The sequence below is a fragment of the Bradyrhizobium sp. 521_C7_N1_3 genome (genome assembly GCF_052075975.1).
GTDB lineage: Bacteria > Pseudomonadota > Alphaproteobacteria > Rhizobiales > Xanthobacteraceae > Bradyrhizobium > Bradyrhizobium japonicum.
Genome location: NZ_CP197232.1, coordinates 3,510,711 through 3,525,085, shown reverse-complemented (window position 1 = coordinate 3,525,085; position 14,375 = coordinate 3,510,711). Strand labels below are relative to the sequence as shown.

The following is a 14,375-nucleotide window of genomic DNA, read 5'->3' as shown; positions in this document are numbered from 1 at the left end:
TCGTCAGTCCAGTGCACCCTGTGAGAAGAAATGCTTGCGGATGCGTTGCACGAGCTCGGTGAAGACCGGATCGGCCATCACATCGAGCGAGCGCGGGCGCGGCAGCGGCACGTCGTAGATCGCCGCGATCGCGCCCGGCCGCTCGGTCATGACCAGCACGCGGTCGGCGAGGAACACGGCCTCCGGGATCGAATGCGTGATCAGCAGCACCGTCTTCCTGGTCTCGCGCTGGATCCGCATCAGCTCGACATTCATGCGTTCGCGCGTCAGCGCGTCGAGTGCGCCGAACGGCTCGTCCATCAGCATGATCTTGGGATCGTGCACCAGCGCACGGCAGATCGAGGCGCGCTGCTGCATGCCGCCCGAGAGCTGCCAGGGCAGCTTCTTCTCGAAACCTTCCAGGCCGACCAGCTTCAGCAGCGCCTTGGCGCGATCGAGATAGTGTTGTCGTGGCAGCCGCTTCATGTCGATCGGCAGCATCACGTTCGCGAGGATGTTGCGCCAGGGCAGCAGCAGCGCGTTCTGGAAGACGATGCCGACATTGCCGTGCGGCTTCGTGACCTTCTCACCCTCGACCAGGACCTCGCCTGATGTCGGCGGCAGCAGGCCCGAGATCAGCTTGAGCAGCGTGGACTTGCCGCAGCCGCTCGGGCCGACCACGACGAAGAACTCGCCGTCGTTGATGAGGAAATCGAGCGGACGCAGCGACGGCACGTCGCCGTCGCGCGTCCGGTAGGTCTTCGACACGCCGGATAGTTTGATGCCCGACGCATCGCCGGCAGCCCGGTCGCTCACCAGTCTCAGATGCGCGGCCTGCTGCACGGTTTCGCTCACGACTGCGGCTTGCTTCACGATCCGCTCTTCGGCAGATAATCGTTGGTGTAAAAGGCCTTCGGGTTGTCCTTGGCCTTGGCATCGAGCCCGCCATATTCAACCATCAGGTTCACGCTGTCGGTCATGTTCTGGTCGGTGACCTGGAACGGCCGCTTGCTCTTGGTCTCGGCGGTCCGGTAGAGCGGAATGGTCAACTCAAAGCCCTGCGTCAGCGTGTCGATCTTGCCGCCCTTGGGGTTGGCATCGAGGATCGACTGCGCGGCCGCCTTCGGCTCCTTCTCGGCGGCTTCGACCGCCTTGGTCGTCGCCGACATGAAGCGGCGAACGAGGTCGGCATTGGCCTTTACATAGTCGGAGTTGGCGATGATGCCGGAGGAGACCATGTTGATGCCGTAGTCGGCGAACTTGATCGGGAACACGTCCTTGCCGGTGGCGTCCTTGATCTTCATCGACTGGTCCATGACGTAGCCGAGCAGGAGATCAGCCTGGCCGTTGATGACGGCGTTGAGCTTGGTCTGGCCGTCGCCGGCGACGGTCTGGAAATCGCTCTCCTTCAGGCCGGTCTTCTTCAGGAACAGCGGCCAGATCTGGGTCATGGAATCGGCCGGCGTGATCGCCACCGTCTTGCCCTTGATGTCCTCGGGCTTTTTGATGTTCTTGTCGGCAAAACCCATGGCGGACATCGGACTGGTCTGCAGCAGCACACCGGTCGCGACGACGGGTGCGCCCTTGATCGCGGCGCGCATCATGGTGGGGACGTCGACATAGCCGAAGTCGGCGGTCTTGGCGGCGACGGCCTGCGTGGTCGCAGCCGAACCGCGGCCTTCCTGGATCTCGAGATCGATGCCTTCGGCGGCGTAAATGCCCTTGGCCTTGCCGTAATAGAACGGCGCGTGCTCGCCATAGACGTACCAGTTCAGCATCAGCACGACCTTGTCGGCTGCCTGCGCCGGCATCGCCGCAAACACCATCAGCGCAGCCGAGACAGCTCCTATCCACCGCTTCATTGTTTCTCTCCCTTGCCCTTGTTGCGTCGGCCGTTGATGGCCGTTCGTTGCCTTGGTTCTTGTTACGAGGCGAAAATCACGTCTTCACGCTGGCTGACATGCCAGGGAATGACCAGCTTCTCGATCCGGTCCACGATCCAGAACAGGATCACGCCGAGCAGCGCCAGGATCACCAGCGCTGCGAACATGGTCGGCAGGTCGAAGGTGCCGATCGAGCGCTGCATGACGTAGCCGATGCCGGAATTGGAGCCGACGAATTCGCCGACGACAGCGCCGACCACGGCAAGCGTGACCGACACTTTGAGGCCTGAGAAGATCGCCGGCAGCGCATGCGGCAGGTTCACCGCGCGAAACACCTGGAAGCGGCTGCCCTGCATGGCGCGGGCGAGATCGACCATGTCAGGATCGACCGATTTGAAGCCCTGCACGGCGGAGACCACCACGGGGAAGAAGCCGAGCAGGAAGGCGGAAATCACTTTGGGAATGATGCCGAAGCCAAACCAGACCACGAACAGCGGCGCGATCGCGATCTTCGGCACGGATTGCGAGAACACCAGCAGCGGATAGACATAGCTCTCCACCGTCTTCGAGCCCGCGATCAGCATGGCGACGGGAATGCCGAACAGCGCCGACAGCAGGAAGCCGCAGACGGTGGCATAGGTGGTCGGCCAGGACTGGCGCAGCAGTTCCGGCCATTCGGTGCGCAGCACGGCGAGAACATCGCCCGGCGCCGGGATCTGATAGGCGGGGATCTTGAACAGGCGGATCGCAAGATCCCAGGCGACGACGATGAAGACCAGGAACAGGAACGGCCGGACCCACGCCGCATTCAGCATCTTGGACACCGCACTCTGCGGCTTGACTTCAGCCACGTCTCGCTCCCGGCATTCTTCTTCGTTCGGGGGAGAAATTAACTCGTTGGATAAATACTGTCCAGAGCTTTCCCTGTGACGTTTTGTGCCGGTTCCCCGTCATGCCCGGGCTTGTCCCGGGCATCCACGTCTCTCCTACACGCAGACGCACGTGGATGGCCGGGACAAGCCCGGCCATGACGATTCTGGAAAGTCTGGAAGACTAAACCGTCTGCGCCACCGCGCTGCGCGACTTCGGCGCCTTGGCGATCTCGAACAGCGCGGTCGATCGCCCCGTCAGCGCGGCCAGCACGAGGCCGACCATGTGCGAAAGCCGCTCGTCCTTGGCGTCCTTGGCCAGCAGATCGCGGCCGAAGATCACGCTCAAAGTGGCCGAATTGGAGAGATAGAAGAAGCAGAGCCCGGCGATCGAGATGTAGAGCTGCACCGGATCGACCGCGACCTGGAAATCGCCGCTGTCGACGCCGCGCAGCACCACGGTGCGGATCATCTCGACGAAGGGCGAGTGCATCGACTTGACCTTGGTCGAGCGCTTGAGGTGCTTTGCGCGTGCGAGATTCTCGGTCTGGAGCAGCGACAGGAATTCCGGGTTGCGCAGGAAGTAGTTCCAGGTGAACTCGATCAGCCGGCGGATCGCTTCGGGCGGATCGAGATGCTCGAGATCGAGCCCCCGCTCCTCGCTGCGGATCTTGTCATAGGCGCCTTCGAGCACCGCGAGATAGAGCTCGTCCTTGTTGCCGACGTGATAGTAGAGCATGCGCTTGTTGGCGCCGGCCTTGGCCGCGATGCGGTCGACACGCGCTCCGGCGAGGCCGTGGGCCGAAAACTCCTGCTTGGCGGCTTCGAGAATGCGCAGCCGCATCCCCTCGGGGTCGCGCTGCCATTTCAGAGTTCGCTTTGCCTTCGCCAAACCGGTTGCTCGCTGGGTGGTCTCGATACGCGTGTAACACGCGGGCGAGCGTTTGAGAACGCAAGGATGTTTGCTCCGTCATTCCGGGATGGTCCGAAGGACCAGACCCGGAATCTCGAGATTCCGGGTTCGATGCTTTGCATCGCCCCGGAATGACTCCGTTCTACTCCGCCGGCTTCGGCGAGCGCTCCAGCAGCACCGTCTGGATCCCGCAGGTGCCGTTCCGCACCGTCATGATCCGCGTGCCCGGCTTGCGGCCGTTGCGCACCTCGGTGACGTCGAGGCCGGCGGCGAGCAGGCGGGCGCGGGTGGCGTCGATGTCGGCGACCCGCCAGCTCAGGCCCCAGAGACGGTCATGCAGGGAATCTCCGCCTGCCACGGGGCGGCGCACCACCTCGACGATGAGGTCGCCGCAGCGGAAGAACATCAGCTGGCCCCAATCCTGGTGCGAGCGGTCCAGTGCGAGATCAAGGCCAAGCCGCGCGCCATAGAGCGCGGCGGCGCGGTCGGAATCCTCGGTGGTGACCACGACGTGGTCGAGCCCATCGATCGGCGCGAGGTCGGTCGCAGCCGACAGCGGCCGCTCCTCGGCGAGCTCGAGGAAGAACATGCGCACGCCGCGCGTCAATTCGGTCGCGGCACGCGTGCGTTTCCAGTGCAGGACCGCGCCGCTCGCGACGTCGCTGCTTTCGACCTCGGCGACCGGATCAGGCCTCAAGGCCACCCGCTCCAGCCGCCGGTGCATCTTGCCCATGTCTGCGACACGAAAGCACAGGCTGGCGAGCACGCCCTCGCGGTCGTCGAGCAGCGCGCGGATCCGGTCCGCCGCAACGTTAAAGCCGCTCGGCGCCATCAGCTCGATCGTCATGTTCGCAAGCGTGAACAGCACGCGGTCGGCGCCCTCGCCGGAATTCTGCCAGGCCGGCGCGCGCCCGAGCAGCGTCTGATACGCCGCCTTGGCCGCACCGATATCCCTCACCAGGGCGACGACGTGATCGAGGCCAGTGATCATCATTCCCCCCTTGATCGACCTGGAACCATGTTCCGAAGGACGGCGTTTGTCCGGGCTTGGCATGGACCGGTGATGGTCGTATTCCGGCCCCATGCCGACCTCAAGCGCTCGGGCGGCAGATTTGCGAATAATTTCAGCGTCCCAAGAGCGGAACCGGTGTTAGAGTAAGCCCGCCGGCCGGGACCACCCAGCGCATCACGGACAACCAATGCAGGCTCTCTTTATCGGTCAGACCTATATCGACGTCGTCTTCATCACCGACCACATGCCGACCGGCGACGAAAAGCACGTGGCAACGGACTACGCGGTCTCCTTCGGCGGCAACGCGGTTACGGCGGCGTTCTGCTGCGCCAAGCTCGGCATCGTGCCCGATCTCATCGCCACGGCGGCCAATGACTGGCTGGGGCGCATGTTCCAGGACATGTGCGCGAAATACGCGATATCGCTGCACGGGCGGAAGGTGAACCAGTCCTCGCTGTCCTTCATCATGCCCAAGGACGGCAAGCGCGCCATCGTCCGCTGCCGCGACGACGAGCACATCCATCCATTCCCGATGCTCAATCTCGGCGGCTGCCGCGCCCTGCACATCGACGGCCATCAGCCCGATGCCGCGATCCACTATGCAAAGGTCTGCCGCGAAGCCGGCATCCTGACATCGCTCGACGGCGGCGGCCTGCGCACCAACACGCATGAGCTGCTCGCATTCATCGACGTCGCCATCGTCGCCGAACGCCTGTGCGAGCAGATGGACCTGACGCCCGAGAAGATGCTCGACTACCTCAAGAGCCGCGGCTGCAAGATCGGCGGCGTCACCATGGGTGAGAAGGGCCTGCTCTGGTACAATGAAACGGGTGCGGTCGAGGTCATGCCGGCGATGCCGATCCCGCGCGAGCGCGTGATCGACACCAACGGCGCCGGCGACGTCTTCCACGGCGCCTATGTCTATTCCTACCTCGCCCATCCCGGCAAAAGCTGGCGCGAGCATTTTGATTTTGCCCGCGCCGCCTCGACCTTCAAGATCCAGCGCCTCGGCAACGAGGCCGGGCTGCCGACCCTTGTGGACATCGCCAAAGTCAGGCACGAGTTCGAAGTCAGGGTCTAGACTTCGAAGAGGTTGTTATGGGGCGCGTCTTTATCGCCGGCAGCATCAACATGGATGTGGTGGCGACCGCCGATCGCCACCCGAAAGTCGGCGAGACCGTCGCCGGCCGGCAGGTGCTGTATTTTCCCGGCGGCAAGGGCGCGAACCAGGCCGTCGCGGCGTCACGACTCGGCGTGAAGACCACGCTGATCGGCCGGCTGGGCAAGGATTCGTTTGGCGCTGAGTTGCGGACGTTCCTCGGTGCGCAGGGCATCGATCTCGGCTCCGTCCGCGACGCCGACACGCATAGCGGCACCGCGATCATCACGGTCGCGGCCTCCGACAACACCATCGTCGTCATCCCCGGCAGCAATGCGCTGGTCAGTGCGGATGACGTCGCGGATGCGCCGCTGGCGAAAGGCGACGTCGCCGTCAGCCAGTTCGAGATTCCGCTGCCGACCATTGCCGCCTTCTTCCAGCGTGCCCGAAGCGCCGGCGCGACGACGCTGCTCAACCCGGCACCGGCGCAAAAGATGTCCTCCGAGTTGCTGGCGCTCGTCGACATCCTCGTGCTGAACGAGACCGAGCTCGGCTTCCTCGCGGGCGTCGAGCTTTCGGAGGACGATACTGCGGCGCGCATCATCGAGGTCGCGCGAAAACTTCAGGCGCGTGCGGACCAGACCATCTGCATCACGCTCGGCAAACGCGGCGTGCTCGCGCTGGCAGGCGGCGAGGAGTTTGCGGTGCCCGGCCGCGCGGTGAAGGCGGTCGACACCACAGGTGCCGGAGATTGTTTTGTGGGCGCGCTCGCGTCGCAGCTTGCGAGCGGCGTGCAACTGCGCGCCGCCCTCGCTTTCGCCAACGCAGCCGCCTCGATCAGCGTGCAGCGGATGGGCGCAGGTCCCTCGATGCCGACGGCCGCGGAAGTCGCCGCCGTCGTCAATGCCGGCTGATCAGGCCAGCGCGCTCTTCAGGTCGAAGCCGTCATCCGCGGCCTGCTCCGGCGTGATCGAGCGCTCCAGTCCGAACAGGCGGCGGCCGAACATGTGGTCGCCGGCACGGTTGACCGACTCGATGCCGAGCAGTCTGTCGCCCTTGTAGCAGAACGCCGAGAACGCTTTCTTCGCGGGATCTCCGCGCAGCACGACGCGGTCGTAGCCGGTGGTCAGCCCCGCCATCTGGAGCTTGTCGTCGCCCTGGTCGCTCCAGAACCAGGGATGGCTGTCGTAGGCCTTGCGGTCGCCGGTCAGCCGCGCTGCGAGGCAGCGGGCGTGATCGGTGGCGTTCTGCACCGATTCCAGCCGCTGCGATCCGCCAAAGCGCGGACTGGCGAACAGCGCGCAGTCGCCGATCGCGGAGATGTCAGGATCGGACGTCGAGAGATATTCGTCGACGATGATGCCGGCGGCGACGGGAAGCCCCGCCTCCGCCGCAAGCTCGATGTTCGGCAGCACGCCGACACCGACCACGACGAGGTCGGCCGGCAGATGCCTTCCATCGCTCAGGGAAACGCCGGTGACCTTGCCACCCTCAGCCTCGATCGAGGTCGCCTGCACACCGAGGTGAATGCGAATGCCGGCCTCGCGATGCCGCGCCTGAAAATACTCCGAGACCTCCGCCGTCACCGCGCGCGCCATCACGCGCGGGGCGAGCTCGAGCACGTCCACCTCGAGGCCCTTGATCCGCGCGGTGGCCGCGAATTCGAGGCCGATGAAGCCGGCGCCGATCACCACGACACGCGACTTCGACGGCATGATCTGTCGCAGCGCCTCGCTGTCGTCGAGGATGCGCAAGTATTTCACGTCGGGCAAATTCGCATTGGGCAAATCAAGCAGCCGGTTGCGCGCGCCCGTGGCCAGCACGAGGTGGCCGTAAGGCAGCGTCTCGCCCGATGCGAGATGCACCTTGTGGCCGGCGCGATCGATCGACACCGCGCGACCCGCGATCAGCTCGATCTTCTGATCCTGGTAGAATTTCTCCGGCCGGAACATCAGGCTCTCCGGCCCGGCCGAGCCCTTGATATAGGCCTTGGACAGCGGCGGCCGCTGATAGGGCAGATGCGCCTCGTCGTTGATCAGGCAGACGCGATCGGAAAAGCCCGCCTGGCGCAGGGATGCCGCGACCTGGTAGCCGCCATGGCCGGCCCCGACAATGATCACCGGACCACCCGTCATTGGAACAGCCCATTTCCGGAGACACGAGCGTCACCCATGTCGTCTCCTCTCTCGCTGATATTGGCTTGGCTTGCCCAGGAGGAGCCGGCGCTCGTGTCCGTTCCTAAACGAAGGCGGCCCATTTGAGCCCATCATTCCGTCCCGCGCAAGAGCGACATGCGGGGCACTGGCGGCCGGGGATTGTCACCCCCGACCTTCTGCGATTTAGTTGCAGCAACGACCTCATGCCGGGGATATTCCAGATGCCAGCTCCCGTCTCCAAACCCGACGATCCCGCCCTGCTGCGGATCGACGGCCCGATCGCAACCATCACGCTCAACCGCCCCGCCGCGTTCAACTCGGTCAACCTTGCAATCGCGCAGAAGCTCGAACAGCTCGCGACCTATCTCGAAGGCGCCGACGACATCAGGGTCGTCGTGCTCGAAGGAGAAGGCCGCGCCTTCTCGGCCGGCGGCGATCTGCAGACGATCGGCGCTGCGGCCGAAGCCGGCACGGTCACGCCGGTCGTCGGCGAGCTGCTGAAGCACTATCACGCCTTCATCGAGATCATCCGGCGGATGCCGAAGATCTCGCTGTCCAGCGTGCACGGCTCGGCGGCCGGCGCCGGCATGGGCCTCGCCTTCGTCACCGATCTCTGCATCGCCGCGGAGGATGCCAAGTTCACGCCGGCCTATGCCAAGATCGGGGTGTCGCCGGACGGCGGCTCGACGGTCGGGATCGTCGGTACGGTCGGATCGCGACGTGCGCTCCAGATCTTCCTGTCGGAGGACAATTTTACCGCGCAGCAGGCCCATGAATGGGGCCTGGTTGCGAAGGTGGTCCCCGCTGCGGAGTTGAAGGCCGCCACGCGAAAACTCGCCGAGCGCCTGGCGCAGAATCCGCCGGCGGCGATCGCCGGCACCAAGTCGCTGGTCTACCAGGCCGCGACCACGCCGGTGAAGCAGCAGCTCGATGCCGAGGAGCACAAGATCATCATGGCGATGAACACGGAGGATTTCCGCGTCGCCGTGAAAAAATTCACGAGCAAGGGCAAGTGAGCGCGCCGGCACCGGCGCGCTCGTTCTGCGGCCTGCGCCATGGCGCGACCGACTGGAATAGGCAGGGGCTGTTTCAGGGACGAACCGACAACCCGCTGAACGCGGACGGCCTTGCGCAGGCGCACGAGGCCGCGGACATGTTGCGCGGTACCGGCATCAGCCGAATCGTCGCGAGCCCGCTGGTGCGCGCGGCACGAACGGCCGAGATCATCGCGGACGCCATCTCGGTGCCGCTCTCGATCGACGACGGCATCATCGAGTTCGATTTCGGAAGCTTTGAGGGCCTCCCTGTCCGCGACCTCATGATTAAGCACGGCGTCAACTCGGCGACGGGCCTCGTCTCGATCCTGCCCGCCGACGGCGAAAACTGGGACGCCATGACCGAACGGTCGCTGGCTTGCGTCTCCGCATGGCTCGACCGTCATCCCGACGACGACTTCCTGTTCGTCTGCCACGACGCGGTGATGCAGGGAATGGCGAATTCGCTGTGCGGCAGCTATTTCAAGAACAGCCACGGCACGCCGTTTCGCTACCTCCGCGAAGGCAAGCAATGGCGCGTCGAGCAACTCGTCACTTAGGACAGATGTAGCCCGTCCCTGCCGGCGATTTGAAGCACCCGACCGACTCCGGCAGCACGTGCTGCGGCAGCCACAGCACCACGCTCGGGAAATAGATCGCAAACGCGATCGTGGCCAGGAACACCACATAGATCGGCAAGGCGGCGCGCAAGGCCTTGGCAAAACTGATGCCGACGAATTTCGAGGCCATCAGCAGCACCAGGCCGTATGGCGGCGTGATCAGGCCGAAGGCGAGCGTGGCGATCAGCACCACGCCCATGTGCACGGCGTTGATGTCGCCGGCCTCGGTCAGCGCGTTGACCAGCGGCATGAAGATGATGATGGTCGGCACCGGCTCGATGAAGTCACCGACCACGGTGAAGAGCAGCACCATCAGCAGCATGATCAGATGCGGATCGTTGCCGGCGATCGAGGTGATCCACTCGGCGATATAGGTCGCACCGCGCAGATAGGCGAGCATCCAGCCGAAGGCGTTGGCGGCGCCGATGGTGATCAGCGGCAGCGAGAAGATCAGGCCGGCGAGACAGAAATCGTAGGGGATCTTCCTGATATGGCCGCGATTGAGCGCGGGGATCACCACCACCACGATCCAGACCACGGCGACGACGCCGGCTTCCGTCGGCGTGAACCAGCCGGTGAGGATGCCACCGAGCAGGATGACCGGGATCATCAGCGGCAGCGCCGCATCGCCTGCGGCGAACGCTACCTGCCGCAGCGGCGCGCGTGGCTTACGCAAGCCGGAGGGGCCGAAGAAATAACAGTAGATCATCAGACCGAAGCCGATCATCAGCCCGGGCACCACGCCCGCCATGAAGAGGCCGGCGATCGAGACGTTGCCGACCGCGCCATAGACCACCGCCGTGATGCTCGGCGGCACCAGCGCGGCGATGGTCGAGGCGGACGCGATGATCGCCGCGATGAAGGCGGGCTCGTAGCCCTCGCGCTTCATCGGGCCGCCCAGCGCACGGCTCATCACGGCGACGTCGGCGGTGGTCGAGCCCGACATTTCCGAGAAGAACATGCTGAAGACGACGACGACCTGCGACAGCCCGCCCCTGATATGTCCGACCAGCGACACCGACAGATTTGCGATCCGCACCACCACATTGGCCGAGCTCATGAGCTCGCCGACCAGCAGAAAGAACGGGATCGCGAGCAGCGCTTCGGAATCGACGCCGTCGAAGATCTTCTGGATGATCGCGGCCAGCGAGACATCCGACAGGATCGCACCGATGAAGACGCCGGCCATCAGCGAGAACGGCACGGGCACGCCGAGATAGCCGAACGACAGGAAGCAGATCGACATCAACGCCAGGACAATTGGTGCGCTCACGGCTGCGCCCTCATCTGCACGTCCGTGATGACGGGCGCTCCGTCCTCTTCGGGCGGCTCGCGATGGTCAAAGCCGTTGCGCAAGCCGTTGACGAGCTGCTCGATGGTGAACAGGCCGATCAGCACGCCGGACAGCGGGATGATCGCATAGAGCGAGGCGATCGGAGTGCCCGACGGCAGGCGAAAACTGCCGAAGCCGCGAAGATAGTTCTGATAGCCGTACCAGACCAGGCAGAAGGCGACGCCGAGCACGACGAGACGAATGATCACTTCGACGATCAGCCGCGCCGTGCCGTGCATCGCTTCGGAGATCGCCGTGAGATAGAGGTGATCGTTGCGCCGGGTCGCCACAGCGGTCCCGACGAAGATCGCATAGATGAACAGCGTCGAGGTGACTTCCTGAAGCCATAGCCAGGGGTGGCCGATGGTGCGCGTGACGATGTCGGCGGTGACCGACAGCGAGAAGCCGAAGCAGAGCACGCCGCAGAGGATCATCAGCGCAAGCTCGAGCCAATCGAGCCAGCGCCATTTCAGGTGGCGTTGCCGTTGTACCAGCAGTTTGTCGGCGATGGCCATTGTTGCTCCCCGCTGCAGCTTTCCGTCATGGCCCGGCTTGTCCCGGCCATCCACGCACCTGGTGCGGGCTCGAAGGAAGAACGTGGATGCCCGGGACATCTGGCGCGAAGGCGCGCTTCGCGCTTCTGCCCGGGCATGACGACTTTGCTGGAACTAATTGACCGACCGGATCAAATTCTTGATCTTCTCGGCATGCGGGCCGAGCTCCTTGGCGAGCTTGTCGAGATAGGGATCGGCGATCACCGTGAAGCTCTTCTTGTCGACATTGTCGACGACCTTCACGCCCATCTTCTTCAGCTTCTCGGCCGCCGTGCGCTCAAGGTCGAACGCCTTCGCGGGCTCCTTCGTGCTGATCTCGTTGGCCGCCGCCTGCACCCATCCCTTCTGCTCCGCCGACAGGCTCTGCCAGAGCTTGTCGGAGATGAACACCAGCGCGTTGTTGGCTTCGTGCTCCGTGATGTTGAGGACCGGGGCAACCTCGTAGTGCTTGTTGACGAGGTAGACGTTGATGCTGTTCTCGGCGACGTCGACGACGCCGGTTTGCAAGCTCGTGTAGACGCTGCCGAACGGCATATGCACGGTCTGGGCGCCGTAGGCCGGGAACATCATATCCTCGGTCGCGGTCGCCTGGACGCGGATCTTCAGCCCCTTGATGTCGCCGACATTGTGGATCTCCTTCTTGGAGTACATGTGACGCACACCCTGCGAACCGGTCGCAATCACGTGCAGGCCCTGCGTGGTCTCGTCGATCATGGTCTTGAGCGCTTCGAACACGCGGGGATCGGCCAGCCCCTTGACCACGTGATTCTCGTCGCGGAACAGGAAGTGCAGCGACATCACGCCGGCCTGCGGGGAGATCGTCGCGGTGTTGGCCGAGGAGATGATCGCGAATTCGATGTCGCCGGCCTTCACGAGCTGGAGCACCTGCGGCTCCTGCCCGAGTTGCGCGCCCGGATATTGGTCGATGATCATGGTGCCCTTGCTCAATTCCTTGAGCTTGTCGGCAAAGAGGTCGCCCGCGATGGAATAGCCGGTGTTGCGCGGCTGATCATAGGCAAAGCGATAATGCTTCACCTCCTGTGCCCCGGCCCCGGTGACGAAAAGTACGGCGGCCATGGCCACCAACCCACGCATGGATCGTGCAATCATCGTTTCCCCCTGTTTTATCGCCCGCCGCTTGTGCGGTCTGAGCGGTCGTTCGGGTGGTTCGTCACCCCTTCCCAGTCTGCTTCCCAGTCCTCTGCATGAAATCGAAGTCGCAGCCCTCGTCGGCCTGCATGATGGTCTCGTTGAACAGCCAGGCGTAGCCGCGCCGCGCCTCGTCCGGCGCGGCGGCCGGCTTCAATGCGGCGCGCCGACGCTCCAGCTCGACGGCATCGACCAGCAACTCGATGCTGCGCTTGGCAACATCCAGACGGATCATGTCGCCGTTCTTCACCAGCGCGAGCGGTCCGCCGACGGCGGATTCCGGCGTGATGTGAAGCACGATGGTGCCGAACGCGGTGCCGCTCATGCGCGCATCCGAAATGCGCACCATGTCCTTGGTGCCGCCGCGCGCGAGCTTCTTCGGGATCGGCAGATAGCCCGCCTCCGGCATGCCGGGCGCGCCCTTGGGGCCCGCGTTGCGCAGCACCAGCACGTCGTCGGAGTTCACGTCGAGATCGGGATGGTCGACCCGCAGGGTCATGTCCTCGACGGATTCGAACACCACCGCGCGCCCGGTGTGCTGCAACAGCTTGGGGCTCGCGGCCGACTGCTTGATGACGGCACCGCGCGGGGCGAGATTGCCGTGCAGGACGGCAAGGCCGCCTTCCTTCTTGATCGGATTGTCGCGCGGACGGATCGCATCCTGGCCCGGCACGTCCTCCGCATTCGCGACGACATCGCGCAGCGTCTGGCCGCTGATGGTCTTCGCGTCGAGATCGACGAGATCGCCGAGTTGCGCCAGCAATTTCGGCACGCCGCCGGCGTGGTGGAAATGCTCCATGTAGTGCTCGCCCGACGGCTTGAGGTCGACCAGCACCGGCACTTCGCGGCCGATCTGGTCGAACACCTCGAGATCGAGGCGGTGGGGCGAGCGGTGCGCCATTGCCGTCAAATGGATCAGGCCGTTGGTCGAGCCGCCGATCGCCTGGAGCACGACCTGCGCATTCCTGAACGAGGCCGGCGTCAGCAATTCGCTCGGCTTCGGTCCCTTGGTCTTGGCCATCTCGGCGGCAACCCTGCCGCTCGCTTCGGCCAGGCGAAAGCGTTCGGCATGCGGCGCGGGAATCGTCGCGCTCATCGGCAGCGACAGGCCCATGGCTTCGATCATGCAGGCCATGGTCGAGGCCGTGCCCATCACCATGCAGGTGCCGACCGACGGCGCGAGGCGGCCATTGACCGCCTCGATCTCGGCATCGTCCATTTCGCCGGCGCGATACTTGCCCCAAAGACGGCGACAGTCGGTGCAGGCGCCGAGCACCTCGCCCTTATGGTGGCCGACGACCATGGGACCGACGGGAATGACCACAGTCGGCAAATCGGCGCTGATCGCGGCCATGACCTGCGCGGGAAGGGTCTTGTCGCAGCCGCCGATCACGATCACCGAATCCATCGGCTGCGCCCGGATCATCTCCTCGGTGTCCATCGCCATCAGGTTGCGCAGATACATCGAGGTCGGATGCGCGAAGCTCTCGGCGATCGAGATGGTCGGAAACACGAACGGCATCGCGCCCGACAGCATCACGCCGCGCTTGGCGGCCTCGATGATCTGCGGGACGTTGCCGTGGCAGGGATTGTAGTCGCTATAGGTGTTGGTGATGCCGACGATCGGGCGCTCCAGCGCGTCGTCGGAATAGCCCATGGCCTTGATGAACGCCTTGCGCAGGAACAGCGAGAAGCCGGCATCGCCATAGCTCGTCAGACCCTTGCGCAAACCACTCGTCATCATGCCACTCCTTACGTTGCCATTGTGGTACAG

General features: G+C 64.5%; 14 protein-coding genes. 4 read left to right on the top strand and 10 right to left on the bottom strand.

Going from position 1 to position 14,375, the window contains the following annotated elements:
- Positions 1 to 3 precede the first annotated feature (3 nt).
- The 5 genes from AB7008_RS16390 to AB7008_RS16370 form a co-directional block, all read right to left on the bottom strand.
- A complete protein-coding gene (locus AB7008_RS16390; RefSeq protein WP_441259077.1) occupies positions 4 to 852 on the bottom strand; it encodes an ABC transporter ATP-binding protein in 849 nt (282 codons plus the stop codon).
- The gene (locus AB7008_RS16385) at positions 849 to 1,841 is read right to left on the bottom strand and encodes an ABC transporter substrate-binding protein (RefSeq protein ID WP_038956792.1); all 993 of its coding nucleotides are present in this window, start codon (positions 1,839 to 1,841) and stop codon (positions 849 to 851) included. Before AB7008_RS16385 ends, AB7008_RS16390 begins: the two co-directional genes overlap by 4 nt.
- A gap of 62 nt (positions 1,842 to 1,903) precedes the next feature.
- On the bottom strand, positions 1,904 to 2,713 hold the full coding sequence (locus AB7008_RS16380; RefSeq protein WP_014496981.1) for an ABC transporter permease: 810 nt from the start codon (positions 2,711 to 2,713) through the stop codon (positions 1,904 to 1,906).
- A 202-nt stretch (positions 2,714 to 2,915) separates the two neighbouring features.
- Positions 2,916 to 3,623 (bottom strand): TetR/AcrR family transcriptional regulator, encoded by a 708-nt coding sequence (locus AB7008_RS16375; RefSeq protein WP_014496982.1) that lies wholly within the window; start codon positions 3,621 to 3,623, stop codon positions 2,916 to 2,918.
- A gap of 163 nt (positions 3,624 to 3,786) precedes the next feature.
- The gene (locus tag AB7008_RS16370) at positions 3,787 to 4,635 is read right to left on the bottom strand and encodes a VOC family protein (RefSeq protein WP_441261212.1); all 849 of its coding nucleotides are present in this window, start codon (positions 4,633 to 4,635) and stop codon (positions 3,787 to 3,789) included.
- Positions 4,636 to 4,843: 208 nt separating this feature from the next.
- Here AB7008_RS16370 and AB7008_RS16365 point away from each other — a divergent pair, with 208 nt between their 5' ends.
- On the top strand, positions 4,844 to 5,737 hold the full coding sequence (locus AB7008_RS16365; RefSeq protein WP_014496984.1) for a sugar kinase: 894 nt from the start codon (positions 4,844 to 4,846) through the stop codon (positions 5,735 to 5,737).
- Positions 5,738 to 5,754: 17 nt separating this feature from the next.
- Positions 5,755 to 6,669 carry a ribokinase gene (gene rbsK / locus AB7008_RS16360; protein ID WP_441259076.1) on the top strand — a complete coding sequence of 305 codons (915 nt, stop codon included), beginning with the start codon at positions 5,755 to 5,757 and terminating at the stop codon, positions 6,667 to 6,669.
- Here the strand turns inward: rbsK and AB7008_RS16355 are convergent, their stop codons facing one another.
- A complete protein-coding gene (locus tag AB7008_RS16355) occupies positions 6,670 to 7,890 on the bottom strand; it encodes an NAD(P)/FAD-dependent oxidoreductase (protein WP_028157071.1) in 1,221 nt (406 codons plus the stop codon). It lies immediately after the preceding gene.
- 242 nt (positions 7,891 to 8,132) lie between these two features.
- Here AB7008_RS16355 and AB7008_RS16350 point away from each other — a divergent pair, with 242 nt between their 5' ends.
- Both AB7008_RS16350 and AB7008_RS16345 read left to right on the top strand, forming a co-directional pair.
- Positions 8,133 to 8,927 (top strand): enoyl-CoA hydratase/isomerase family protein, encoded by a 795-nt coding sequence (locus AB7008_RS16350; RefSeq protein ID WP_441259075.1) that lies wholly within the window; start codon positions 8,133 to 8,135, stop codon positions 8,925 to 8,927.
- Positions 8,924 to 9,505, top strand: a complete 582-nt coding sequence (locus AB7008_RS16345) for a histidine phosphatase family protein (RefSeq protein ID WP_038931448.1) — start codon at positions 8,924 to 8,926, stop codon at positions 9,503 to 9,505. Before AB7008_RS16350 ends, AB7008_RS16345 begins: the two co-directional genes overlap by 4 nt.
- On the opposite strand, the gene AB7008_RS16340 is transcribed toward AB7008_RS16345, so the two are convergent.
- From AB7008_RS16340 to AB7008_RS16325, 4 genes are all read right to left on the bottom strand, one after another.
- Positions 9,498 to 10,838, bottom strand: a complete 1,341-nt coding sequence (locus tag AB7008_RS16340) for a TRAP transporter large permease (RefSeq protein WP_038956785.1) — start codon at positions 10,836 to 10,838, stop codon at positions 9,498 to 9,500. The two genes, AB7008_RS16345 and AB7008_RS16340, sit on opposite strands and share 8 nt — an antisense overlap.
- Positions 10,835 to 11,413 carry a TRAP transporter small permease gene (locus AB7008_RS16335; protein WP_028157067.1) on the bottom strand — a complete coding sequence of 193 codons (579 nt, stop codon included), beginning with the start codon at positions 11,411 to 11,413 and terminating at the stop codon, positions 10,835 to 10,837. Before AB7008_RS16335 ends, AB7008_RS16340 begins: the two co-directional genes overlap by 4 nt.
- A gap of 153 nt (positions 11,414 to 11,566) precedes the next feature.
- The gene (locus AB7008_RS16330; protein WP_028157066.1) at positions 11,567 to 12,562 is read right to left on the bottom strand and encodes a TRAP transporter substrate-binding protein; all 996 of its coding nucleotides are present in this window, start codon (positions 12,560 to 12,562) and stop codon (positions 11,567 to 11,569) included.
- Between the two features lie 61 nt (positions 12,563 to 12,623).
- Positions 12,624 to 14,342: an IlvD/Edd family dehydratase gene (locus tag AB7008_RS16325; RefSeq protein WP_304493288.1), complete on the bottom strand. Its 1,719-nt coding sequence runs from the start codon at positions 14,340 to 14,342 to the stop codon at positions 12,624 to 12,626.
- Between the last annotated feature and the right edge of the window lie 33 nt (positions 14,343 to 14,375).

What these genes read in the sequence shown, in the direction of transcription:
- AB7008_RS16355 (WP_028157071.1), bottom strand. Translation starts at nt 7,890, where the DNA reads ATGACGGGTGGTCCGGTGATCATTGTCGGGGCCGGCCATGGCGGCTAC.
- rbsK (WP_441259076.1), top strand. Translation starts at nt 5,755, where the DNA reads ATGGGGCGCGTCTTTATCGCCGGCAGCATCAACATGGATGTGGTGGCG.
- AB7008_RS16365 (WP_014496984.1), top strand. Translation starts at nt 4,844, where the DNA reads ATGCAGGCTCTCTTTATCGGTCAGACCTATATCGACGTCGTCTTCATC.
- AB7008_RS16370 (WP_441261212.1), bottom strand. Translation starts at nt 4,635, where the DNA reads ATGATCACTGGCCTCGATCACGTCGTCGCCCTGGTGAGGGATATCGGT.
- AB7008_RS16350 (WP_441259075.1), top strand. Translation starts at nt 8,133, where the DNA reads ATGCCAGCTCCCGTCTCCAAACCCGACGATCCCGCCCTGCTGCGGATC.
- AB7008_RS16385 (WP_038956792.1), bottom strand. Translation starts at nt 1,841, where the DNA reads ATGAAGCGGTGGATAGGAGCTGTCTCGGCTGCGCTGATGGTGTTTGCG.
- AB7008_RS16325 (WP_304493288.1), bottom strand. Translation starts at nt 14,342, where the DNA reads ATGACGAGTGGTTTGCGCAAGGGTCTGACGAGCTATGGCGATGCCGGC.
- AB7008_RS16335 (WP_028157067.1), bottom strand. Translation starts at nt 11,413, where the DNA reads ATGGCCATCGCCGACAAACTGCTGGTACAACGGCAACGCCACCTGAAA.
- AB7008_RS16330 (WP_028157066.1), bottom strand. Translation starts at nt 12,562, where the DNA reads ATGATTGCACGATCCATGCGTGGGTTGGTGGCCATGGCCGCCGTACTT.